This is a genomic window from Sorangium sp. So ce426 (genome assembly GCF_051475585.1).
GTDB lineage: Bacteria > Myxococcota_A > Polyangia > Polyangiales > Polyangiaceae > Sorangium > Sorangium cellulosum_B.
In genome coordinates this window covers 10,146,614-10,170,458 of record NZ_CP150341.1, presented here as the reverse complement: position 1 = coordinate 10,170,458, position 23,845 = coordinate 10,146,614, and the positions used below count along the sequence as shown (strand labels likewise).

Here is a 23,845-nt window from a genome sequence, read left to right as displayed (position 1 = left end):
CGCGCCTCAGAGCCGCGCCTTGCGCAGCGCGAGCAGCCAGTCGTTGAGCTCTCCCTGGTTGGGCGGCTCCTCCGGCAGCACGGCGTGGTCGCGGGCCGCCTCGAGGGTCGTGAAGGCGCGGGCGATCTGCTCGGCCCAGCGCTCGGCGACGTCGGGCGCGAGCGGCGCCTGCTCCCCGGCCCGCTTGGCCTCGACCAGCTCGCGCGCGGCGCTGAAACCGTAGAGATCGAGGAGCGAGGTGACGTCGGTTACGATCTCGCCCGTCCGGAGGGCGTGGGCGCCGGTCAACGTGGTCCGGAGGACGTAGAGGAGCTTCTTCGCCGACGCGCGGCCTCCCGCTTCCCAGGCCCGGAGCTGGCTCGTGGCGAAGCCGACGTAGTGGCGGAAGATCCGGCGCGAGAGCGCGGCGGCGACGAGCGGGCGAAGCGAGGCGAGGTCGGGATCGACGTGGAGCTGGAGGGGGCCGAGGATCCGCTCGATGTAGTTGCCGTTGCCCTGGAGGACGCCGATGAGGACGGGGTGGAGCTCGTTCGACGTGTAGTCGATCTCGACGCCGTCGATGACCTGCATCCGCTCGGGGCTCGCGTTGCTGCGGTGGAGGCCGAGCAGCTTCTCGGTCGGCTCGACGTGGACCGCCTTGAGGTCGAGGTCGCTGTCCGGCGAGGGGAACCCGTACGCGTGGGCGCCGCTGAGGGCGATGACGAGGTGCGAACGCTTGGCCTCCTCCTCGGCGATGACGCGCGCCGCCACCTCCTGCTGCTTTGCTTCGAGCACCTGGAAGTTCATCGGTCGTCCTTTCTCTCCTCGTTGCCGGGCGTGGGGTCGTTGCCGGGCGTGGGGGCCGCGTCTCCGTCGTCCCAGGTTGCGACAGGCGCGGGGGGAGCGTCCTTGCCGAGGGGGCCGGGCTCCGCCGCGAGGTGCCGGCGGGCGATCTCCTGGCGGACCCGCCGGAGGAGCACGTCGGCGCGGGGCACGTCGGGGTGCGGCGGCAACCTGGTTGCGAGCCGCGCGGCCTCCAGCTCGGGCGTCATCGCCTCGGCGAGCTCGATCGTGCGATCGAGCGGCCAGGCGCCGCTCTTGATGGCGAGGAGCGTCTCGCGGAGATCGCCCTGCACGACCAGGTCGACCTCGCCGTCGCGCAGCCAGCGGATGGCGGTCGCGATCAGGCGAACCAGGTTGTAGGCGTTCTTGGGGCGGAGGTCGCGGGAGAGGTCGAGCGACGTCCTGTCCGCCCGGGCGAAGGCCGCGAGCGAGGCGAAGTCGCGCGCGGGCAGCAGGCCCTGGTCGTGGAGGGAGCGGTAGAGCTGCTTGATGTACTCCTTCGCCTGGAGCTCCCTGTCGGCCTCGGTCGGCGCGGCGCGCGGGCTGACGGCGGCGAGCTTCCGGGCGACGTCGTCGAGCGACATCGCGGGGTCGTTCGCGAGCCAGTCGAGCACGCGCTCCCGGTGCTCGGCCAGCCGGTGCGCCTGCGAGAGCCGCTTGAGCTGCGAGAGCGCGTAGCGGCCGAAGCTGCCGTAGATGGCCGAGGAGACGAACGCGCCGCGCGCCTCGAGGATCCAGGCGCCGATCTCGTCGCGCGCCTCGGCGGTGCGGACGAAGAGCAGCTCGAGGGTGTTCGGGTCGGCGCGCAGGGCCTGCCGGATGGCCTTTTCGACCTCCCAGTACGAGGCGCTGCCGTCGGCGCTCACGAGGTCCCGCGGCGGCTCGGCGAGACCCGTGGTCCAGGGGAAGGGGAGGGCGAAGACGCCGCGCCGATCGGTGTCGGACCCCTCGTTCGCGAGCCCCCACGCGCGCGACCCCACGACGGCCTCGAGGACGACGGCGGGGAGGAGCGCGTCCCAGGCGGCGCTGCGCCGCTCCGCGTGCCGCACCTGGCCGGTCTTGCGCGGGACGAGCTCGTCCCGGCGGTAGCGGACGACGCCCACGCCGACGAGCATCACGTCGAGCTCGGCGCCCGCCGAGCCGACGACGCGCCCGATGGCGCCCTGCGGGACGCGGCGCTCCCCGAGGACGCGGTCGACCCGGGTTGTCACCTCGGTGCCGTGGGGCAGAGGGACGGCGAGCGGATCGAGGTGGGTGAGGCCGCGCAGGCGGAGCTCCATGCGAGGACGCTACCATGACGTTGACGACCCGACCCAGGTTGGGAGCGACCGACCGACCCGGATCCGACCCAGGTTGGTGACGCGCCGGGTCCGACCCAGGTTGGCGGTGGGCCAGGTTGGCAGACCGAGGTTGGCGTCCCGATCTGGGTCGGACTAACCGCAACCCAGGTCGGGCTAGGAGTAGTCGCAACAGCTCCAGCTCGGGTGGCGGACCGCCAGGCGGCCGCCACCCACGAAGCTTGGTCGAGCCGCGAAATGATTGATGGAAATCCCTGGCACGGCGCTTGTCTTATTGCGCCTGTCATGAGCCAGCCCCGCGAGATCGTTGCCGGAGCCACCTACCTCATCACCCGTCGCGTCCTGCGCCGGCACCTGCTCTTCCGCCCGGATGCGGCAATCACCCAGCTCTTGGTCTACGTCCTCGCGGTGTCGACTCGCCGTTACGACATCGAGGTCCATGCGCTCTGCGCCATGTCAACGCATCTGCACCTGGTCGTGACCGACTCGAGGGGCGTCCTGCCGCGGTTCTTGCAATTCTTCCATCGCATCGTCGCGCTCGGCACGAAGGTGCTTCGCGGGTGGGAAGGCCCGGTATGGGACCACGAGGCCACGAGCGTGGTGCGGCTGCTGACGCGCGCAGCGGTGGTGGAGAAGATTGCTTATGTCATGGCGAATCCTGTTGCCGCTGGTCTGGTGCAGCATGCGCGCGAGTGGCCGGGCGCCAAGGTGGATGTGGACGAGCTCGGTCGCGGCGTGCTGCGCGCGGCACGCCCTTCGGTGTATCTCGACCCGGAAAACCCCCAGTGGCCCGAGGAAGCGACGGTCTCGCTCGCGCTGCCCCCGGCCATCGAGCAGGACAGCGCGGAGGGCTTTCGCCAGGACGTCTCTGCCGAGCTCGAGCGACACGAAGCGCGGGCCCACGCGGAGGTGCAGCGGCGAGGGCATCGTTTCTTGGGCGCCGAGGGGGCCGGCAAGGTGTCCCCTTACGAGCGCGTGACGAGCTTCGAGCCGCTGCGCGACGGCAATCCGACGTTTGCGGTGGGTCGCGAGCAGGGAGATGCGTGGCGAATCGCTGGTGCCGCTGTGCGTGCGTTTCGAGCGTCGTACCGTGCGGCACTGGAGCGATGGCGTGCCGGCGTACGCAGCGCTGTATTCCCCGCGGGGACGTGGTGGATGCGCACGTTTCACGGCGCCAGCGTGGCCGGCGTCGTGCTCACAGTGTAGAGCCACAGCGGTGGGGCGCCGCAGGGAGGTGGGCAGCACGGGCGAGGGCACCAGTGCCTTGTCGTGGGGCGCCTCCGTATGGGGACGGTGTGTGGGCGGCAGATCGTTGTGCGGCGTTGTGCGCAATAGGATGTGCTGAGACGATGCCGCTCCGAATGCGTATGAGTGGGTCCGGAGGGGTTGCGGTCGGCTCTGCGTGATCGAACGGGGAGCTTCGTACCGGAAAACGAACATAGCGATTAGCCCAGCTTGGCTTTAAGCTCGCCTAGCCGGGGTTCGATCGTGCCACGAATAGAATTCAGCTCGGCCGAAATTGCTGCGTTGCCGGCCGCAGATCAACCCGGGTCCGGCGGGTAGGCTCGCAACCTGGGTCGGGTCGCCCGCAACCTGGGTCGGGTCGCCCGCAACCTGGGTCGGAGTGGGTTGCCGCAACCTGGGTCAGGTCGCCGGCGCACCGGTCGGGTCTACCCGATCTGGCCATCACCGTTCGATCAGCAGCACCGGGCTGCCCGAGAGGGCGAGCGTCGCCTTGCCGCCGCTCGCGTCGGCGGAGGTCTTCGCGCCGTCCCACGCGTGGACCTCGAACCCCGTTGCCGTCGCGAGCTCGACGCTCGCGGACGCGTCCTCCGTGCTGCTCGCCGTCACGGCCCAGAGGGCGATCCGGCGCTTGCCGTCCTTCGTGAACACGGCGCCCCGAGCGCCCCCCGGCAGCGCGAGCGCCCTGGTCGCGCTGTCATCGTAGGACGCGCCGAAAAGGACCTCGTTGAGAGTGGTATACGCCTTGCCGAGGTCGGTCTTCGTCGCCTCATCCACGCTGGCGAGGGCGCCGACGTCGTTGTAGAGACCCATGTGCGCGAACACGTCGTCGCTCCCGTCCTCGCCGTTCGATAGAATGAACCAGTCGACGCCGCCGACGCCGTGCGCCTGCGCCATGGTCATCATCTTGATGAGGTAGTTCCGCGCGTACTCCGGGCTCCCCACCTCCGGGTACTCCGGCGTCGGCGCGAGCGGCGCGCCATTCTCCGAGACATTCCACCCCTGCACCTCCGCCGCGGCGTCGGCGAGCGTCGCGGCGAAAGCGTCCTTCGACGCGAGGAAATCGTCGACGGACGCATCCGAGCTCTTCGGGCTGAAGATCGGGTAATAGTGAAAATCGAGCACGTCGATGTAGGCGCCGCCCTTCTCCGGGTAATCTGGCGTGACCGCCCCCCCGTCGGGGTTGTCGGTGTAGCGCAGGATCGCCGAGAGGAACGAGGGGTATCCGATGCCCCCCGTCGCGATCCGCGCGTCCGGATCCGCCTTGCGCGCGGCCTCCTTCGTGACGCGTAGCATTCGTATATAATCGAATATCGATCCATTGAACCGGGGGAGATCGGCGGCCTTCGGCGGTTCGGTCCTCCAGGTCTCCGTGACGCGCCAGTCAGCCACCCAATCGGGCTCGTTCCACACGTGCCACAGCTTGACCCAGGGCTTGTAGGTGTCGACGGTCCGGTACACGTAAGAGGCCCACGCATTGCCCGGATTCACCGTTCCATCGGCCGAGAAGATCGGCTCGTAAAGGCTCTTCGGGATATAGTACTCGTTCTGCCAGTCCTCCGCGTCGGCCGGCGCCACCGTCAGATCGACCGACTCGGAGCCGATGAGAAACCCGATATGGTCCGCCATGCCCAGGGATGCGTACGATTGAATGTCCCCGACTTCGATCTCGTATCCCCACCTCGCGAAATGGGCCGCTGGCAGCTTGATGCGGAGGCTGCGGACGCCTGCTCGCGCCGCGAGCGTGGCCTCCTTGTCGTCGCCCCAGTCCGCGTTGCGGTGGCCGAGGTTGGCGCCATAGCGAAACGCGTGAGGGAGCCAGCCGCTCCCGCCGTTTCCCCCGTCCCCCCCGCTTCCCCCGTCTCCCGCGCTTCCGCCTCCCCCGGAGCTGATGTCGCCGCCGCCCGACTCCTCGTACCCCGGCGAGTCGTCCCCCGAACCACACGCAACGACAGCTGAAGCGCACAGCAGAACGGACCATCGATGCATGAACATTCCTCCTCCAGGTAGATCCCGGGAGGCCAGCGTAAGGGAGTTTCGCGTCCAATATCAGGAAATCTGCGAAGCAGATTGCACTGTGCTCGCCCAGAGGGCCGTTCGCCCGCTCTACAGCGGCGGGCACGGCGAGGCCGAGGAGAGCGCTCTCGCTGCCGGTGTCCGTGGGCGAGGTGCAGGAGCGCGAGGTGCTCGCCTGTCTGGCTCGCGCCGTGGCGCAGGTTGGCGATCCTGGCTGACGCAAGCGCGTCTCCCACCGGGCGCGCAGCGCGCCGGTGGGGCTTTGCTCGATCGCGCAGGAAATTGCGCGTGCGTGTCTTCCAGCCCGCTCGGCCGGTCCTGCGGTGGCCGAGCGAGAATGCCCGCTCTGCTCAGCGGTTCATGGGCCTCGAGGCGAGACAGGGCACACCTTCGCGGCTGGCACATCGCTTGCCATGGTGTCCAGACAGATGTGACCGACGGCAGAGAGGAATCGAACATGGCCGACGACTGATCGAACGATTCCAGGACCTCACGTCGGGAGAGGGCCTCGCCGAGATCCAGCTCGGCGCAGGCGTCCTCGATGTCGAGGCTGTCGGCCGAGCCGTCGTTGACGAAGGTGTGTCGAGCGATCGGCGGCTGAAATCTGGCGAAGCGGGAGACGAGCGCAAATGTTTGAATGGTTGGTCGACGACCTGATGGACCTCACAGTCGATGAGCACGGCGCCGCGAAGTCCGTCGTCTTTGTCGGCATCGCTGCGTGCAGCAGCAGTAGCAGCATCCTCTGTATCGGTTGATGCGGGCGACGCTGTCCGGCCGGACAGGGCTCCTCGTCAGATGAGGAGCCTCGTCCGGCGCTCCATTGACTCCTGACGGGCTCTGCCCCAGTCATCGTTCTGCGTGCCAGCGCTGGCGGCGCGGTGAGGCCTCGCCGCCAGCTCCGCAGCGCGAAGAAGCTGATGAGCGAGTATGAACAAGCTAGACGACGTCCCCGAGTTCCCCTGTGTCAAGACCTGGTATCGGGTCGCGATCACGGATGATGCGGTGATCTTCCAGCACGGAGAGAGGGCGCTCTGCTTTCAAGGCAAAGCCGCGAGCAAGCTGCTGCCGGTGCTGCTTCCGATCCTCGATGGAACGCGTACCGTCGAGCAAGTGATCGAGTACATGGGAAAGTCCATCGAGCCTGCCACGGCGAACGCCTTGCGGTTGCTGGCCGAGAGAGGGGTGCTCACGAGCGGTGCTCCCGTCGGGGCCTCGGCGCCGCGGCCCGTCCGGGAATCGGCCCGCTTCCACGCGGCATACCGCGATGACGAGCCGGAGTCCCTCGCGCAGCAAAGGTTGAGCGACGCCAGCGTGGCGGTCGTCGGTGCCGGCGTTCTCGCCGACGAGATCGCGCGCCAGGTGAGCCTCTCCGGGGTCACCGCCGTGCAGCGGAGGCCGTTCGATGCCGGGGCGGGCGACCTGGCCTCGGCGGACCTCGTCGTGGTCGCTCCGGATCGAGGCGAGCTCGATTGGATGGCGCACTGGAACGCGGAAGCGCTGCGCCGGCGTATCCCCTGGATGCAGGTGCTCGCGTACGACAGCAGGTTCTCCGCGGTAGGCCCGCTCTACCTTCCGCACGCAACCTGCTGCTACGAGTGCTACCGGCTGCGCCTCGCTTCGAACGTCGCGTATCGCGGACACTACTGGGCCCTGGAGCGCAGCACGCCCAGCTTCCCGCTGCCGAGCGCCGTGCTGGCGATCGTGAGCGGCCTCGCCGCATTGCTCGTGGCCCGCTGGATCGTCTCGCGCGACCCGCTCTTGCCAGGGCGGTTTTACGCGGTCAACCCAGGTCCAACCGTCCGCAGCGACACGCACATGGCGTACCGCGTGCCCCGGTGCTCGGCGTGCAGCGCCGCCGTCGCCGCGAGCGCCCCCAGCCCCTGGTACACCCTGCAAGCAGGAACGGAGCCATGAACATGTTTGCTCCGCTCCGCTTCCCAGGCGACGCGCCGGCGCGTTGTCACGGCACGCCGAGGCGTGTGCAACGCACGCCGCTCGCCGAGGTCGCCCGCAGGCTGCGCACCCTCGTGTCTCCCTATACGGGCGTCGTGCGCGACACCGTGGAGCTGCTCCGCGCTCCGGATGACTGCCGCTTCTTCAATTTTGGCGCCCACACGGGCGACCTTTCGGATCTGGTCGGCGCGCCGACCGAGGTCATGTCCAGCGCCGTGCATCCCGATCGCGAGGCGGCCTGGGTGGCGGCGGTCGCCGAGGCCGTCGAGCGGTATTCGTCGTTTTACGCGCCTGCGGAGGATCTCGTGTTGTCTTCGTATGAGGAGCTGGACGGGGCAGCGCCGGAGCCCGAAAGCTTCGCCCTGTTTCATCCATCGCAGCACGCGTCGAGCGACTTCCCCTATGTGCCCTTCACCTCCCGCACCCGGGTGCGGTGGGTGCGTGGCTGGTCCATCCAGGATGGGATGCCCGCGTGGCTGCCGGCCCAGCTGACGTTCATGGGATCACACCTCGCGCGCGGCGAGCCGCAGATCGCCTACTCGACGAGCAGCGGGACCGCGCTGGGCGGTACGCTGGAAGAGGCTGCGTTCAGCGCGCTGATGGAGGTCATCGAGCGCGACGCGTTCATGCTCGCATGGAACAACCGATTGGAGCTGCCGCTCCTGGATTGGCAGGGAGACGGCTCGCCTCGTCATGACGAGCGCATGGTTCCGGCCCCAGCGGGCATTCACCATGCCGCGCTCGACGCGAGCGTCTTCTTCCGCGTGCCGACCGCCATCGGCGTGACGCGATGCGCCCTGGCCGGGCAACCCGCCCTGACCGTCGGCGCTGCCAGCGCGGCGACCGGTCAGGAGGCTGCACGGAAGGCGCTGCGCGAGGCCTTCCAGACCAGGGTGCTGGCGAAGCAGCTCCTGAGCGCTCTGCCCAGGGGACGGCGCGCGCTGGAGGCGCATCAAGTCCGCACGTTCGACGATCATGTGCTCTACCATGCGCTGCGAGAGAGCGCCGCGTCTTCCGCCTTCCTCGATGCAAGCAGAGAGCGGCGCCACCTCGGCGAGGTGCCCCCCCTGGAGGGCACGGACGTGCTCGGTCAGACCGCTTCGGCCGTGCGAGCGCTCGCGCGGCGAGGCGTCGGTGCGTACCTCGTCGACATCACCTCGCCGGATGTGCGCGACGCCGGGCTGTGGGTGGTGCGCGTGATCTGCCCGGAGCTCTGCCGGCTCGACGCGCCCCACACCGCGCGGTTCCTCGGCGGCAAGCGGCTCTATCATGCGGCGTACGAGGCGGGGCTCCGCTCCAGGCCTCTCTCGTTCGCAGACATCAACGTCCATCCGCACCCGTTCCCGTGAGCTCCTGCGAGAGAGGGACGAGCGGGCGTCATCCACGGCGTCCGTCGTCGAACGAGCTGAAGGGGCGGATCGCGCTGGACGGCGGCACGGCGCCGTGCCGCGCTGACGGGGGCAACAGGGGGACATGATGAAATCGAGTCAAGCCGATGTGGCCACGGTCAATGTCGCGGAGCTGGTCTATGGAGACCAGGTGGAGCTCGATGATCCGGCGGAGACATACCATGAGGCTTCCAAGCTCCATCCGGGCATGCTCGGCGAGGAGGCCGCTGGCAGGGCGCTCCTGGAGACGAGCGCGCAGCTCCAGCGCTCGACGGCGAGGTCGACCAAGCGGTATGTGCTCGGCGAGGCGATTCGACTGCCAGGACCGGCGCTGCCCGATGTGGGCCTGACGGCGCTCCTGCGGGAGCGCAGATCGATCCGTCAGTTCAGCGGCGCGCGGATCGACGCGCAGGCGCTCTCGAGCCTCGTGTACGCCGGGTACGGCGTCACCCACACGGTCCCCGCGAGCCCGATGACGATGCGGACCGTCCCCTCCGGAGGCGCGCTTTACCCCCTGGATCTCTACTGCGCCGTCCTCGGGGTCGACGGTGTTGCCTCCGGCGTGTACCACTACGACCCCTTCGAGCACGCCCTGGAGCAGGTGCGGGCTGGCGACTGCCGGGAGGAGATAGGCGGCTCCATGGTCGCTCCCGGGATCGTGATGGGCGCGTGCGTGGTCCTGCTGATCGCGGCGATGTTCAGGCGAAACCGGTTCAAATACGGCCTCCGAGGGTACCGGTTCGCGCTGATCGAGGCCGGGCATCTGGCGCAGAACGTGCTGCTGGCCTCCCAGTCGCTTCAGGTCGGCGGCGTTCCGCTGGGCGGCTACTATGACCGCGGCATCGACGATCTCCTCGGCATGGATGGGGTGAACGAGTCCGTCGTCTACACGCTCGCCATCGGTGTTCCCGCCTGATCAGGCCTCGACCGGCGCGAGCAGCGCTGCCCGGTGGCGCGCAAGGTAGCTCCGCACGTCCTCCGCGGGCTTGCCGGTCAGCTCCTCCACCGCCCTCGTCGCCACATCGAGCGTTCCGCGGGCGATCGCCTCGTCGAAGGAGGCGAGCAGCCCGGCGATCGCGGCGGGCATCCCGGCCTTCTGCATGCCTTGCTCCAGCGCATCACGCGGCACGGGGACGTACTCGATCGACTTGCCTGTGACGGACGAGGCGATCTGCGCGAGCTCGCGCTGGGACACGGCCGCCGGCCCGGTGATATCGAGCACGCGCTTGCCGTCGAAATCGGACGCCAGCGCCGCGGCCGCGGCGCGGGCGCAGTCCTCGCGCGTGACATACCCGGCCTTGCCGTCTCCGGCCGCTGCGACCAGCTGGCCCGTCGCCAGCGCGCGCCGCAGCGATGGCACGAGGAAGTCCGTATAGAGGTTGTTGCGCAGGACGGTCGCGCCGAGCCCGCTCTCCGCGAGGGCGTCCTCGGTGACCTGGTGGTCGGGCGCGATCGTGATCGGCGAGCCGGGCCCGGGGTTGGTCAGCGACGTGTAGACCACGTGCCGCACGCCCGCCTTCGCCGCGGCCTCGAGCGCGCTCCGGTGCTGCGCGATGCGCCTGCCCGGGCGGTCCAGCGCGTCGGTGCTGATGAGCAAGAGGCGCGCCGCGCCGGCGAACGCCTCCGCGAGCGAGGCGGGAGCATCGAAGTCTGCGCGCCGCACCTCGACGCCGCGGGCGCGGAGCTCGCCGAGCTTCTCCGGGTGCCGGGTCGTGACGAGGAGCGGCCCTGCGCCCTGCGCGAGCAAGAGATCGACGACGCGCCGCCCGAGCTGGCCGTTCGCGCCGGTGACGAGGAGAGGCTGAGACATGGTGAGAGCTCCTGGTGAAGAGGTTGGGTGGATACTTGCCGCTGTCTCTAATCTGGTGCAATACGCATAAATTGGCTACTGTGTGCCGAAATGGGAACAATGGATCTGAACCACCTCTCCGTCTTCGCGGCGGTCGCCGAGACGGCGAGCTTCACCGAGGCGGCGCGCCGGCTGGGTGTGCCCAAGTCGACGGTCAGCCGGGGCGTCGCGTCGCTGGAGGCGTCGCTCGGCGTGCGGCTCTTGCAGCGGACGACGCGCACCGTGGCGCTGACGACGGCCGGGCACGCGCTGGTCGACCGGCTCGGCTCGCGGCTCAAGGCGCTGACGGAGGCCATCGAGGGGATCCCGGAGCTCGAGGACGAGCCGTCGGGCACGCTGCGCCTCACCGCGACGGCGGACTTCGCCACCGAGGTGCTGGCGGAGATCCTCGCCGCCTTCTGCCGCCGCTACCCGCGCATCACGGTCGAGATGCACCTGTCGACGCAGCCCGTGGATCTGGTGAAAGAGGGGTACGACGCTGCGTTCCGGTTCCTCACGAAGCAGCCGCGGGACTCGACGCTGGTCGCGCGCAAGGTGGGCGAGCTGCACCTCCAGTTCTACGCCTCGCCCGCGTACCTGGCCGCGCGGGGGACGCCGAGGACGCTGGAGGATCTCGCGGGGCACGATGGCGTGTCGCTCATCAAGACGAGCCCGCTCGGGCGAGACGAGGTGTCGCGGGCCCGCGCGCGGCTCCGCGTCCGGTGGCTCGTGAACGACGGGTTCTTCGCGCGCGAGGTGGTGCGCAACGGCGGTGGGATCGGCCTGCTCCCGACCTTCCTCGTCCAGCAGGACGTGCTCGCCGGGGCGCTCGTGCGCGTGCTGCCGCGCTGGACGGCGCCGACGGGCGGCGTCTTCCTCGTGTTCCCGAGCGGCCAGCACTTGCCGAGGAAGACCGTCGCGCTGCGCGATCACGTGGTCGAGGCGCTGCGGATGCAGCTCACGGCGCGCGCGGGCCGCGCAGGTGAGGGCTAGCGCCCCATCCGGTTGTCGCGAACGTTACACACGTGGTGGACCCACGGCCGCGCCGCGACGAGATGTGATCCGCGCCTCCACGCGGGCGCCCTTAAGGCTTGATTTGCCGGCAGGTCGTGAGGTTAGGCTGCACAGCCGAGGCCGCCGGCGCATCGCGGGCGGGGCACATGAACATGAGCGCACACGTGGACACTCTCGCGCGATCGCCGCTCGCGGTGGTCGAATACGGGCTGGATCTGGCGATCACGGCGTGGAACGAGAGCGCCGCGCGGCAGCTCGGGTTCTCGAGGCAGGAGGCGATGGGTCGATCCATCGCCGAGCTGCTCCCTGTCCCCGAGGGCGCGGCGTTGTGGCGGCGGCTGCTCGACGAGGACAGCGGGGAGCAGCGCCTGCGTCACGCCCGGAGGGGCGGGGGCGACGTGGCCGTCGTGTGGGTTCATCACCGCGTGCTCGATGCGTGGGGCGAGGCGGCGGGCGTGGTGTGCATCGGCCGCGATGTGACGGCCGAGATCGAGGCGTCGAGGCGTCAGGCGGAGCACCAGCACATCCTCCGTGCCCTCGTCGAGAACCTCGATGTCGTCGTCTGGGCCTGCGATGCCAGCGGCGTGTTCACCTACTACGACGGCAAGGCGCTCGCGGCGGCCGGCATGAAGCCAGGACAGCTCGTGGGGCTGAACAATTTCGACCTCTACAAGGAGCACGAGACCGGGGGGTTGCGCAGGGCGCTTCGAGGGGAGCCGATGCACAACGTCATGGAAGCGGACGGAAAGCCCATCGAGAACTGGTTCGTCCCGGTCCGAGGGGAGGGGGGCGAGGTGGACTCGGTGGTCGGCATCACTCTCGATCTCACCGAGGCACGGCGCGCGGAGAGGGAGCTCCGGGAGCGGCTGGCGATCATCGAGCGGCAGCAGCAGGTCATCCGCCAGCTCTCGACACCCATCCTGCAGGTCTGGAAGGGCGTGCTGGCGCTCCCGATGATCGGCGTGGTCGACAGCGCGAGGACGGCGGAGGTGATGGACAGCCTGCTCCAGGCGGTGGTGCGCACCGGGGCCCGCTATGCGCTGCTGGACCTGACCGGGGTCGAGGCCGTGGACACGAAGACCGCGAGCTACCTCGTCGATCTCGTCCGCGCGATCCGGCTCCTCGGCGCGGAGGGCATCATCACCGGGATCCGGCCGAGCGTCGCCCAGACGATCGTCTCGCTCGGGATCGATCTCGCCGAGATCACGACGCTTTCCGACCTCCAGGCGGGCCTGAGGCATTGCATCGGGCTCACGCTGCGCGAGGCGGCCAGAGGCGGGCGCCCCGACCCCGGGCGCCCCGACCCAGGTTGAGGTTGCCGACCCAGGCGGGCGCCCCGACCCAGGTTGAGGTTGCCGACCCAGGTTGGCGTTGAGGTCGCCAACCGAGGTCGCCGGCCCAGGTTGGGGAGACCCGACCCAGGTTGTGGACGACCCGACCCAGGTTGAGGTTGTCGGCCGATCCAGGTTGAGGTTGTCAGGGGTTGGACGACCCGACCCAGGTTGAGGTTGCCGCCGGGCGGGTTGAGGTTGCCGCCGGGCGACCCGACCCAGGTTGAGGTTGTCGGTTGAGGTTGCCGCCGGGCGGGTTGAGGTTGCCGCCGGGCGCCCCGACCCAGGTTGAGGTTGTCGCGCCCGACCCGACCCAGGTTGAGGCCGGACGCAGGTTGAGGCCGGACGACCCGACCCAGGTTGGGGTCGCCGGGGCATGCGCCTGGCATGGGCCTCGCAAGGCTCCTCTCCCGAAGGAGGCCCCTCATGGATTACGACCGCTTCATCGAGGAGGTGCAGCGCCGCGCCGGCTTCGAGGGCCGCGACGAGGCCGAGCGTGCGATCACGGTGACAGCACGGACGCTCGGCGAGCGGCTGCTCGTGGAGGAGGCGGCCGCGGTCGCCGGTGGGCTACTGGGTCCGGTCGCCGCCGCGGTGCGCGGCGCCACGTACCAGGGCGACTTCGATCGCGACGAGCTCTACGACCGCATCGCCCGCCGCGAGGGCGCGCCGCGCGGCTTTGGCATGGAGCACGCCCAGGCCGTGTGCCAGGTCATCGGCGAGGCGCTGCCCGAGGCCGAGCGCGTGCGGCTCCAGCGGCACCTGCCGGACTGGGCGGACCTCTTCGCGCCGCGCTCGGCCGGAGCTCCCCCGCCGCGGCCGGCGCACGCCGCGTCACCGCCCGAGACCGGCCAGGGCTCGACGCTGGCCACGGGGCGGCCTGGCAGCCGCCACCCCTTGAGCGAGGCGCGCCCCGAGGCGGCCCATGCGCAGTCGGTCGCCCGATCAGACGATCCCCACGCGGATACCAAACTGTCGAGCAGCCCGGGGCTGACGCAGGAGCGCCTCCGAGAGACGCTGGCTGACGGGCGCCCCGGCCCCGCGCACCCCGTCAGCGAAACGCAGCGCTGACCTGCTGGACGACGCAGCGCGGACGCCCCACCCGGCGCGGGGGCCTCCGGCGCCTGCTTGACAGCGGCCGTGCTCCCGCGAACACTTCGTCCCACGGGCTGCTCCGGGCCCGGCTCCTCGCTCGCCGCCGGCACGGCTCCGCGAGGGGCGAAGAGGGCGCTGCCCTTCGGCGGTCTTCGCTCGTGATGCTGCCGCTCTTCCGTCGGTGCCGGCCGACAAGGACCGATCTCGGCAGATCACCTGGACAGGGCCGATGGGGAACCGCCACCACCACAAGAAGCTGCGCGCCGACGTCCGCGCCAGGATGGCCCGGACCGGCGAGAGCTACCAGAAGGCGCTCGCGCAGATCCTCGACGAGCGTTCCGCGCCGAAGGCGGCGCGAAACATCGATCTCGTGCCGATCGATTACTTCGGCGCGCCGGCCGCGCTCGCGACCTTCGAGATCGCTGGAAGGCTCGCGTGTCTCGTCGTCTCGAGCCGCCATCGCGCGCGGCCGTTCCCTCAAAACCCCCTCGTCGCCCTGGCGATGCGTGGGCCTCGGGCCATCCATTGAGTGATCTCCGCGATCCCGGGTGTCGCGGGGTCATGATGAGCACGTCAAACAGAGATCGAATCGACGCCTTTCGCGCGCAAGGCTTCTTCATCATGCGCGCTTTCCTCGACATCGCCGAGCGCGCCGAGCTCCGCCGCGCGTGCGACGCCGCGCTCCTCCGCACGCGAGCGCTCTGCCGGGAGACGGGTCACTCGACCCCCAGGATCTCGCTCCTCACGGACGGCGCGACCTGCTTTCAGGACGATCCCTGCGCGCTGGAGCTGATCTCCGCGTTCGTCGGCTCCCGGCGCGTCTGCGAGCTGCTCGCCGGCCTCTCGCGCGCGGGAGCGGCAAATGGAGAGGAAGACGCCCCGCGCCTGAAGGACGCGCATTACTACCACGAGCAGACAAGGCGCGACTGGGACGGGGACTGGCACCGAGACAGCCAGTTCGGCCAATCCGATCCAGAAATCGAGCGAGCGATCGTCGCAACGACGACATCGGTCCACTTCAGGGTGGCGCTGGAAGACGACGATCGGCTCGAGATCGTCCCCGGATCCCACGCCCGCTGGGACACGCCGGACGAGCTCCGGATCCGCAGGGGCGCCGATCGGACCACGCCGCACATGCCGAACGCCGCGCGCGTCGCCTTGCGCGCCGGAGACGCGTGTATCTTCCACGCGTGGTCGATTCACCGCGCAACGTACCTTCGGGCTCCGCCGCGTCGCACGATCGACGCCCTTTACACCTTCGCTCGTCCGACCGTACGTCGGTGGACGCTGCCGGCGATCTGAGGTGCGGCCACCCGGCGCCCGGACACCGTGGCGCCCGCCCCCTCGCGCATGCGGGTGCCGGCGCCGCCGTCGCGGCGGCCCTCTTCTCGCGCGAGGTCGCCTATCCTTGCCGCCCATGGCGCCCCGCCCGCCCCTGCTCCACCGCCTCGCCGACGGGCTGGAGACCCGCCCCGTCAAGGCCGCGATCTCGCTCCTGATCCTCGTCTCGGTCCTGCCCATCGAGGGCCTCGACGACCAGTTCCGCCCGTATTTCCTGGCGATCTTCGGCGTCGAGCTCCTCTTCCGGGCCGTCCTCCTCCACCAGCGCGGGGACGGGCGGTCGCGCCTCGACGTGCTCCTCTTCGCCTTCGACATCATCGCCTGGGTCAGCTTCCTGCCGCTCGAGCGGATCCTCGACGCGCACGCCGCCCACGCCCTCCCCATGCTGCGGCTCTCGCGGCTCTTCCTGCTCCTGCGCTTCACGCGCGAGATCGCGATCGACCTCTACGCGATCCTGACGCGGCGCGAGCTGCTCGAGCAGTTCGGGCTCGTCACGCTCGCCGTCTGGGGGCTCGCGTTCGGCTCCTCCGTGCTGCTCAGCCACCTCGCGATCACGCACGACTACGATGGCCGCGGCCCGACCCCGGACACCGACTTCATCGACCGGATCTGGTGGTCTTTCCGGCAGATCGAGAGCGCCGACAACCTCGTCGAGAACCTCCGGGTCCACCCCGTCGTGGCCGTCGTCTCGCTCGGCCTCACCATGGTGGGCGTCTTCATCACGTCGTTCATCATCGGCATCGGCGCCAACGTGGTCGACCAGGTCGTGCGCGCGGCGCGGCGGCGGCCGGTCCGCTACGCGGGGCACGCGCTCGTGATCGGCCCGGTGCATGAGGCCGAGATGCTGGTGCAGGAGTTCGTCCGGCTGTACGAGCGCCACCGCGCGCTCCGGAGCATCCGGCTCGCGGAGCTCTGGCAGTGGCTCATCCGCCGCGGGCCCCCGCCGACCCGCCACGCGCTCCCGCGGATGGCGCTCCTCGGCACCGAGGACGACCCGCCCGCCTACCTCTACGCGCCCGGGATGCGCTGGGTGACCTACCGCAGAGGGGACAGCGCGCAGCCGGAGGCGCTCGAGCTCGTGGGCGCCGCCGAGGCGAAGCGGGCGCTGATCCTCGCGCGGCCCGACGCGGGGCCCGACGCCGACGCCCTGACGGCGATGACGCTCTCCTCGTTCCGGACGCAGAACCCGCACGGCCACGTGTTCGTCGAGGTGCAGGAGAGCAAGAACCGCGATCTCATCCAGGAGGTGGGCGGACCCGGGACACACCCGCTCGACATGCAGCGGTTCCTCGGCTTCTTCCTCTGCCAGCACCTGCTCACCCCAGGCGTGGAGTCCCTCTACACCGACCTCATGACCGCGGACGGCTCCGAGTTCTACACGCACATCTTCCTGGGCGAGGAGGCGGTCGGCGCCGTCGGCAAGCTCGGCAAGGCGCCGGAGCACGAGCTCTCGTTCTCGGACATGGCGCGCGCCGCCTGCGAGAAGCAGGTGATCCTCGCTGGGGTGTTCCTCGGGGACGAGGCGGCGGTGCCGAAGCGCGAGGAGGGCAAGCTCGTGTCGGTCGAGGGGCTCGTGCCGTGGCTGAATCCGCTGCTCGATCCGCCCGAGGGGTCGCCGGCGTGGGCGCTCGGCGCGCGGGCAGGCCGGGTGCCGGCGCAGCGGCTCAGGGGGCTCATCGGCGTATCGGCGACCTACGCGCCGCTCCTGGACTACGGACGAGAGCTCTACAGGGGGCGGGGGATCGAGCGCGCCGCGGCGTCGGACGGCGCGACGGCGGCGCACGCGTGGGCGGCGAAGCTCTCGCTGCACCTCGGCGAGATCGAGCGGGTGCTGATCGTCGGGTACAGCCCCGCGCTGCCCTCGCTGCTGCACGCGCTCGCGCGGTTCGTGCCGGGCATCGAGGTGACGCTGGTCCTCGGGGAGCGCGGGGACGAGCGGATGCCGCTCCCCGATCGGCTCGCCTCGCTCGGCGTGACGCCCGGCCCTGGCGGCGCGCCGCCGGGCTCGGACGGGGCGATGCTCTCGCTCCCGCGCGGGGGCAGCGCGACGGTGTACACGCAGCACGGGCACGACCTCGCCTCGCTCGCGGTGCGCTGCGTGGCGCGCGGCGCGCCGCTCTCCGCGGCGGTGTTCCTGAGCGAGCCCGAGGGGCTCGATCGCGACGCGCGCACGGCGATGCGGGTCATCCGCTTCGCGCGGGCGCTGGCGAGCCGGGAGCTCGCGCACGGCGGGGCGCTGCACGTGCTCGCCGAGTTCTCCTCGGTGGCGAAGGGCGAGCACGTCCGGAGCCTCCTTGCCCCCGACAAGTGCGGCCTGGCCGTGCGGGTCAGCCTCGTCAGCACCGAGCGCATCAAGAACTATTTCATGGTCCACAGCGCCTTCGTCCCGGGAGTAACGGCTCTTTACGATGAGCTCCTCGGCGAGGGCGGGCAGGACCTCGTCCGCATCGAGGCGCCGCCGCCCGACGGGGCGGGGCAGGCGGGCGGCGAGCTCCGCTTCGACGACATCCGCAGGGCGCTCGAGCCCCGGGGCGCCATCCCCATCGCGCTGGAGGTCGAGGAGCCGAAGGACGAGCAGCCCGGGGGCGCGAGCCCCGTCGCGCGGCGGGGCGAGCCCCGGGGCGCGAGCCATGTCGCGCCGCCGGGCGAGCGCCGGGTCGTGCACCTGAACCCGCCGCCGGAGAAGGCCTTCGAGACGTCGCTCATCCGCGTCGTGTACGCGCTCGCCCGGCGCCAGGATCTCGTGATCCAGGGGGCGCAGCGGCCGAGGCGGGGCGACGCCGGTGAGGCCGCGCTCGGCGAGGAGTCCCCGCGGATCAGCGCGTGAACAGCGCGTAACAGCGCGTAACAGCGCGTAACAGCGCGTAACAGCGCGCCGCCGCGCCTCTTTTTCGCGCCTCGCCCGAAGTCGCGCGATCTTCGCGGCGAGATCTGTATCCTGGAGGCGTGCCCGAGCGCCCGGACCTGGAGTACGTCGTTCCGATCCTCGCGCGCGAGCTCGCGGGCGCCGCCGTGGCCGCGGCGCGGGCCGAGAACTCGGTGGTGCTGCACGTCCTGCTCCCGGAGCGCCTCGACGCGCTCTTGCCGGGCGCGGAGATCCGGCGCGTGGCGCGGCGGGCGCACGCCGTCGTCTTCGAGCTCGGCGGGGCGCGCGCGCTCGATCTCGTGATCTCCCCGATGCTGGCAGGGCGGTTCTCGATCACGCGGCCAGGAGAGACGCGGATTCCAACCGATCTCGCCTTCTCGCTGACCCTCGGGGACGGCCGCGAGCTCAGGGTCCGAGACGACGTGCAGATGAGCAAGGTCTACGTGCTCGCGCGGGGCGATTTCGACAGGATCCCCGGGCTCCAGCGCGTCGGCCTCGACGTCCTCGATCCTCGGGTGTTCACGCAGGAGGCGTTCCGCGCCGCGGCGCGCGGGCGGCGCGACCTCGCCAAGGATTTCCTGATGGACGGGACGGCGCTCGACTCCATGGGAGACTCGTACGCCGACGAGGTGCTCTTCGAGGCAAAGATCCACCCGAAGGCGACGGTCCAGAGCCTCTCCGAGGAGGAGACCGACCGCCTGCACGTGGCGATCGCCCGTGTCCTCGGCGACGCGACCCGGACGATCGCCCGGCGCGCGCCGGCGCTGGACGAGCGGCTGCGCGACTTCCTCAAGGTCCGCGGGCGCCCGGGCCAGCCGTGCCCGCGCTGCGGCGACAAGCTCCGTCGCGCGAGCGTCCACGGGCACGACGCGATCTTCTGCCCGGCCTGCCAGCCGGAGGCGCGGCGGAGCGCAGCGGGGGATCCGCGCCGCGCCAGGCGGGAGCCGGGCTGAGGCGAGGCCGGCGTCACAGCCCTTCCGGCAGCGGCTCCGGCGGCGCGAGCCCCGCGCTCTTCGCCCTGCACGGGATGCTCACGCCCTGACAGCCGCACTGGTTCTGGCCGCCGTCGGTGATCTTGCCCGCCGTGCCGCTCTCCGTCTCGACGTTGAGATCGATGAAGTTGCACTCGATGGTGCTGCGCGCGAGCGCCACCGAGGCGCCGAAGCTCGCGACGGCGGCGCCGTCGCTCGCCTCGATGCGCACGCCGGTCAACGTGGCCTCCGAGTCGCCGGGGTCCTTGACGATCGTGACGCCGTTTCCCTGGAGCCCGCCGGCTGAGCTCCGCGTGCCGCGGACCGTTGTCTCCTCCAGGGCGGCCGCAGATCCGAAGAGGGCGAGCCCCGAATCGACGCTCTCCTCGACGAGCGACGACCGGAGCACGAGGCCGCTCCGCCCGTCCGGCGTGTCGAGCGCGTGGACCTCGATCCCCCGGCCGAAACGCCCGTCCGACGCCTGCGGGAGCGTGCGGCGGACCGCGACCCGCTCCAGCGTCGCGTCGGCGCCCTCGATGAAGACACCCGCCGTGCGGCTCCCCTCGACCACGGAGCCGCGCGCCGTGACCTCGCCGCGCAGCGGGCCGCGGGAGGCCACCGCGAGCCCGACGCCGTGCTTGCCGTCCCCGTCGCGCGGCAGGGTGTCGCGCACGAGCACGCCGTCGAGCGAGGCGCCGGAGCTCAGGATCGCGACGCCCACGTAGCGGCTCTGCTCGACGACCACGCGCTGCAGGGTCGCCTCGGAGCGCAGGCCCTCCTCGAGGTCGGCGGCGATATAGATGCCCCACCCCGTCGCCAGTTTGTCCGGGTAAGGCCGCGTGTCCCGCACGACCGTGTCCTCGACGACGGCGGACGAGCCCTGGACCCAGATCCCCGCCTCCTCGTTGGCCTCGAGGACGCTGCGCTTCAAGGTCACCTGGCTCGGCTGGCCCCGGCTGTTACGGATGGCCAGCACGCCCATCCCGGCGGCGTTGGTGTCGATTCCGGTGCTGTAGCGGATCACGCTGTCCTCGACGAGCGCCTCGGAGGCGATGAGGTACACGCCGGTTCCGTGGCTCTGCTCGATGATGGATGCGCGCACCGTGATCGAGGCCGGCGTGTTGCCCTCTCCCCTGTTCGCGCCGACGCCCGTCCCCTCGACCTCGCCGGACTCGAGGGTCCCTCGCACGACGGACGACTCGAGGGCGAGCTCGGCGCCCGCGCTGTGCACGCCGACCCGGTGGGCACCTTCGACGAGCGAGCCACGGACGGTGAGCGCCGCCGGGCCTCGCTCGTTGTCCACCTTGATGCCCTGGGCGCCCGCGCCGGCCACCCAGACCTCGTCGATCACGACGCCGCTCGCGCCCGAGACCAGGATACCTTGCCCCGCGCTGCGGATCGCGACGCCCCGTATCTCGGCCGCGTCGGCGCCCGCGCCGACGTCGATGGCCGCGGCCGTGTCCGGCCCCGCCCCGGCGATCGCGACGAGCGCCGGGCACCTCCCCCACAGCCGTACTGGCCTGTCGACGATCACGTCCTCTGGATACGTACCCGCGGCGATCGCGACAACCGCGCCGGGCGCGGCCGCGCGGAGGCCCTCGCCGACGGTCGTCCACGGCCTCTCCGGCGTGCCATCGGAGTCGCCCCCTGCATAGGCGCCGTCGACGTGCTGTGTCTCCTCGTCCAGGGCGATGTCGCCCCAGGGCGCCTCACCGCACGGCGCGACCTCGCGACAGGCGGTCTCCCCCGGCACGGCCATCGTCCCCGCAGGGCAGGGGGCATCCGGCAGGACAGGCGCGCACGCTCGGTCGCCCGGCGTGAAGCCGGCGCCGCAGGCCTCGGGCGGGATGCCCGCGGGCTCGCACCCAGAATCGGTCGTGCGCTCGCCGGCCGCGCACCCCGGCGCGGCCGCCCCTCCTCCGCCGCCGTCAGGCGTCGCGTCCGGCCGAGGTGGGGGGGCCTCCCTGTCGCAGCCAGCCAGGAGCCACGTCGCCGTGAGCAGCAGGAGCGGAGCCCCGTGTCGGTCCATGAATCCGTCCATGAACCGGACCACGACGTCGAGCAACAGTCGACTTGTCGTCCTTCACCGTAAAAAAACGCCGACCCGCCTGCGCTCACGGTCTTCTCTTTGCTCGAACGCGACCCAGGAGACGCGGAAGCTTCACAGGAAGGAGAGAGCAGCGAGCGACGGCCATGCACTCCGCGCCTCTTCTTCTGCGCCTCTGTGGTGCATTTTTCTTCTCACTGCATCGGCGCGCCGGCGCGAGTCGAGCCTTCGTGCGAGGCACGGTGACAGGGAGCGGCATTCTGAGCTACGCTGAGCGCCCCGCAGGAAACGCAGCATGCTTTGCAAATTCCATCACTCTGCACATCGCCTGGCCGGCGTCGCCGTCTTTCTTCTGTCGTTGCCGGGCTGCGTCCTCGACACGAAAGGCACAGGCGGGTCAGGTGAATCCGAAGCTCAACCCGGAGGACCTGGCGGCGCTCCGGCGGAAGAACCCGGCGGAGCCATCGCCGGACAGCCTGGCGGCGCTCCCATCGAAGAGCCTGGCGGCGCTCCGGCGGAAGAACCCGGCGGCGCTCCCGTCGAAGAGCCCGGCGGAGATCCGGTCGAAGAGCCCGGCGGGGATCCGGTCGAAGAGCCCGGCGGGGATCCGGTCGAAGAGCCCGATGGCGCTCCAAAGCCGCTGTGCGGGGCGGCGGCTCCATCGCTGATCGCGTGCTTCGCGTTCGAGGGCAACCCCGACGACGCCTCGCAGCATCACTTCACGCCCGAGCGGGTGCGCAGCCTGCACTACGCGCCTGGCCGCGCCGGCCAGGCGCTCTCGGTGACGATGGGGAGCAAACTCTACTTCCGCCACGACGCCGCATGGACCGCCTCCGCGATGACCATCGATGTCTGGATCAACCCCGCCTCTCTCCCCGAGAAGCGGCGATACACCGTGATCGACAGCGGCGGGAAGCCTTCGCTCTTCCTGATGCCGGGCGGACAGATCCGCTGCACCATGGGCGTCGAGCGGAACGTGACTTACCCCATCGTTCCCGGGCAGTGGACGCACGTCGCCTGTCTCTCCGACGGCCAGACGCAGAGCCTCTACGTGAACGGCGTCGAGGTCGACCGGAGCCCCTCTGGCCCGGTGATCGCCTCCGGCGAACAGCCCGTCCACATCGGCTCGGACGAACCCTCGGGGGAAGACGAGTTCAACGGGATGCTCGACAGCCTCCGCATCTTCGGCCGGACGCTCACGCCCCAGGAGATCTGCGCGGCTGCCGGCGGCGGCTGCTGAGCTGCGCCGTCCGGCGCGCACCCAGCGGGGGGCTCTGGCCCGCGGGGCGGCTCATGCCCGTCACCGCAGGCCGACTGGCGAGCCCCGGCGCGACCGGCCAGGGCTGCCCGACGAAGGCGCGCTCTCGGCGCGCTGAAGGAAGAACGGAGGGAGGGAAGAGCGCGAGAGAGGAGAGAAGCCCCTCAGAAGGGGGCGTCGCGGAGCTTCTCCTTGTACTCCGCCTTGTACAGATCGTGGCAGGCCTTGCAGCTCGCCTTGGCACCGTCGATGTCGCCCTTCTTGGCCTTCTCGATGCCGTCGTTCGAGATCGCGACCCACTTGTCCATGCCCTTCGGCGGCCTCGCCGCCACGTACTTCAGCGCTTCCGCGATCTTCGCGCCGTCGCCGCTCGTGGTCGCCGACTGCATCACCGACTTCATCCAGCCCTGCATCGGACAGGCTTTCTGTCCTTTTGCACCGCAGCCGAAATCCTTCTTCTCGGCGACGGATGCGGGGAGGTCCGTGGTCCCGCCAGCGGCCCACGCGGCTCCAGCAAAGCCAATGCCGACGGTCATCAACACGGCACTCATCAGCTTCTTGCTCATCGACATCCGACGTCTCCTGTGGGTAAGGGCAAGCGCAGCGAGAGACATTGCAGTTCCGCGGGTGGAAGTCAACAGCCACCTTGGTCGCCGAGCCGGCTCGCGAACGCCGCCGAGGCGAGACGGCGTCGGGGGACAAGATCTTCATCACAAACGCCGCCGAGGCGAAGATAACGTCAGGAGAGAAAAACTTCATTCATGATGTCCGCCCAGCGCCGTCTCCGTCCTCGCTCGCGCCGCGCGGACGTCCTGACGCCACGCGGCGGGCGGAGGTGCCGGCCCGCCGGCGAGCGCGCCTCAGGGCCGCCCTCCGGGCGCGTGCCGTCTCCGCGCCGCTCCAGCGCTCCCACCCCGGGCGCCCTCGGCGGGGTCTCGCGTTCGGCGATGGCGCAGGCACGTCCCTTCGCCGGCGCGATGGCGAGGTCCGCGATGCGCCAGACCGACCCATCGACATGACGCGACTACGTGGCTTATCGACATGGCGAGATGCGCTCCTCGATGGCTTTTCAGATGCCTTGAAGCGAGCCCGCAGAACATGGCACCCGGCGGCGCCCTCCCGGCGCCGGCGCCGTCCCCCCATCACAGGCGCCCTCGTCGTCGATGATTTACCCGCGCTCGGCGCGCCACCCGGACGGCCTGCGCACACGCACGTATCCGTCGAGGACCCCCGTTCGCGCCGGCGAGCGGCCAGCGCGTGCGCGGCGCCGGTCCTCCCCGAGCGCCCCGGCGTGCTCTTCGTGAGACTCCAGCCCTGACGCGTCGCATCGCGCGTTCGATCCGGTCGCGGTCGCGCTGGAGGTGAGTCGCCCTAC

At 70.7% G+C, this 23,845-nt stretch carries 19 protein-coding genes; 13 read left to right on the top strand and 6 right to left on the bottom strand.

Annotated features, from left to right (window positions below; genetic code table 11):
* Window positions 1–6: 6 nt before the first annotated feature.
* Window positions 7–786, bottom strand: a complete 780-nt coding sequence (locus WMF44_RS38115) for a nucleotidyltransferase domain-containing protein (protein ID WP_437294959.1) — start codon at window positions 784–786, stop codon at window positions 7–9.
* The gene (locus tag WMF44_RS38110) at window positions 783–2,102 is read right to left on the bottom strand and encodes a DNA polymerase beta superfamily protein (RefSeq protein WP_437294958.1); all 1,320 of its coding nucleotides are present in this window, start codon (window positions 2,100–2,102) and stop codon (window positions 783–785) included. The genes WMF44_RS38115 and WMF44_RS38110 overlap by 4 nt, the downstream gene beginning before the upstream one ends.
* Before the next feature lie 303 nt (window positions 2,103–2,405).
* Here WMF44_RS38110 and WMF44_RS38105 point away from each other — a divergent pair, with 303 nt between their 5' ends.
* Window positions 2,406–3,326, top strand: a complete 921-nt coding sequence (locus tag WMF44_RS38105; RefSeq protein WP_437294957.1) for a transposase — start codon at window positions 2,406–2,408, stop codon at window positions 3,324–3,326.
* 480 nt (window positions 3,327–3,806) lie between these two features.
* Here the strand turns inward: WMF44_RS38105 and WMF44_RS38100 are convergent, their stop codons facing one another.
* Entirely contained in the window at window positions 3,807–5,351 is a 1,545-nt protein-coding gene (locus WMF44_RS38100) for a hypothetical protein (RefSeq protein ID WP_437294956.1), read from the bottom strand.
* A 954-nt stretch (window positions 5,352–6,305) separates the two neighbouring features.
* Between WMF44_RS38100 and WMF44_RS38095 the strand changes: the two genes are divergently transcribed.
* The 3 genes from WMF44_RS38095 to WMF44_RS38085 all read left to right on the top strand — a co-directional run bounded on the left by WMF44_RS38095 (window position 6,306) and on the right by WMF44_RS38085 (window position 9,635).
* Window positions 6,306–7,292, top strand: coding sequence for a TOMM precursor leader peptide-binding protein (locus WMF44_RS38095; RefSeq protein ID WP_437294955.1), 987 nt, complete (start codon window positions 6,306–6,308; stop codon window positions 7,290–7,292).
* The gene (locus WMF44_RS38090) at window positions 7,289–8,680 is read left to right on the top strand and encodes a YcaO-like family protein (RefSeq protein ID WP_437294954.1); all 1,392 of its coding nucleotides are present in this window, start codon (window positions 7,289–7,291) and stop codon (window positions 8,678–8,680) included. The genes WMF44_RS38095 and WMF44_RS38090 overlap by 4 nt, the downstream gene beginning before the upstream one ends.
* Before the next feature lie 124 nt (window positions 8,681–8,804).
* Complete coding sequence (locus tag WMF44_RS38085; protein WP_437294953.1) at window positions 8,805–9,635, top strand: SagB/ThcOx family dehydrogenase; 831 nt, start codon at window positions 8,805–8,807, stop codon at window positions 9,633–9,635.
* Here WMF44_RS38085 and WMF44_RS38080 read toward each other — a convergent pair whose 3' ends face one another.
* Window positions 9,636–10,529 carry an SDR family oxidoreductase gene (locus tag WMF44_RS38080; protein ID WP_437294952.1) on the bottom strand — a complete coding sequence of 298 codons (894 nt, stop codon included), beginning with the start codon at window positions 10,527–10,529 and terminating at the stop codon, window positions 9,636–9,638.
* A 90-nt stretch (window positions 10,530–10,619) separates the two neighbouring features.
* Between WMF44_RS38080 and WMF44_RS38075 the strand changes: the two genes are divergently transcribed.
* From WMF44_RS38075 to WMF44_RS38045, 7 genes are all read left to right on the top strand, one after another.
* Window positions 10,620–11,540, top strand: coding sequence for a LysR substrate-binding domain-containing protein (locus WMF44_RS38075; protein WP_437294951.1), 921 nt, complete (start codon window positions 10,620–10,622; stop codon window positions 11,538–11,540).
* A gap of 185 nt (window positions 11,541–11,725) precedes the next feature.
* Entirely contained in the window at window positions 11,726–12,874 is a 1,149-nt protein-coding gene (locus WMF44_RS38070) for a PAS domain-containing protein (RefSeq protein WP_437294950.1), read from the top strand.
* Window positions 12,875–13,318: 444 nt separating this feature from the next.
* A complete protein-coding gene (locus tag WMF44_RS38065) occupies window positions 13,319–13,963 on the top strand; it encodes a DUF2267 domain-containing protein (protein ID WP_437294949.1) in 645 nt (214 codons plus the stop codon).
* Between the two features lie 253 nt (window positions 13,964–14,216).
* Window positions 14,217–14,516: a hypothetical protein gene (locus WMF44_RS38060; protein WP_437294948.1), complete on the top strand. Its 300-nt coding sequence runs from the start codon at window positions 14,217–14,219 to the stop codon at window positions 14,514–14,516.
* 32 nt (window positions 14,517–14,548) lie between these two features.
* Window positions 14,549–15,289, top strand: a complete 741-nt coding sequence (locus WMF44_RS38055; RefSeq protein WP_437294947.1) for a phytanoyl-CoA dioxygenase family protein — start codon at window positions 14,549–14,551, stop codon at window positions 15,287–15,289.
* Between the two features lie 115 nt (window positions 15,290–15,404).
* Complete coding sequence (locus WMF44_RS38050) at window positions 15,405–18,155, top strand: hypothetical protein (RefSeq protein WP_437294946.1); 2,751 nt, start codon at window positions 15,405–15,407, stop codon at window positions 18,153–18,155.
* Between the two features lie 119 nt (window positions 18,156–18,274).
* Entirely contained in the window at window positions 18,275–19,147 is an 873-nt protein-coding gene (locus tag WMF44_RS38045) for a DNA-formamidopyrimidine glycosylase family protein (protein WP_437294945.1), read from the top strand.
* A gap of 13 nt (window positions 19,148–19,160) precedes the next feature.
* On the opposite strand, the gene WMF44_RS38040 is transcribed toward WMF44_RS38045, so the two are convergent.
* Window positions 19,161–21,194 (bottom strand): hypothetical protein, encoded by a 2,034-nt coding sequence (locus WMF44_RS38040; RefSeq protein ID WP_437294944.1) that lies wholly within the window; start codon window positions 21,192–21,194, stop codon window positions 19,161–19,163.
* A 419-nt stretch (window positions 21,195–21,613) separates the two neighbouring features.
* Here WMF44_RS38040 and WMF44_RS38035 point away from each other — a divergent pair, with 419 nt between their 5' ends.
* Both WMF44_RS38035 and WMF44_RS38030 read left to right on the top strand, forming a co-directional pair.
* Window positions 21,614–21,880, top strand: coding sequence for a hypothetical protein (locus WMF44_RS38035; protein WP_437294943.1), 267 nt, complete (start codon window positions 21,614–21,616; stop codon window positions 21,878–21,880).
* Window positions 21,881–21,945: 65 nt separating this feature from the next.
* Window positions 21,946–22,452, top strand: a complete 507-nt coding sequence (locus tag WMF44_RS38030; RefSeq protein ID WP_437294942.1) for a LamG domain-containing protein — start codon at window positions 21,946–21,948, stop codon at window positions 22,450–22,452.
* A gap of 182 nt (window positions 22,453–22,634) precedes the next feature.
* Here the strand turns inward: WMF44_RS38030 and WMF44_RS38025 are convergent, their stop codons facing one another.
* On the bottom strand, window positions 22,635–23,006 hold the full coding sequence (locus WMF44_RS38025) for a hypothetical protein (RefSeq protein ID WP_437294941.1): 372 nt from the start codon (window positions 23,004–23,006) through the stop codon (window positions 22,635–22,637).
* Window positions 23,007–23,845 lie beyond the last annotated feature (839 nt).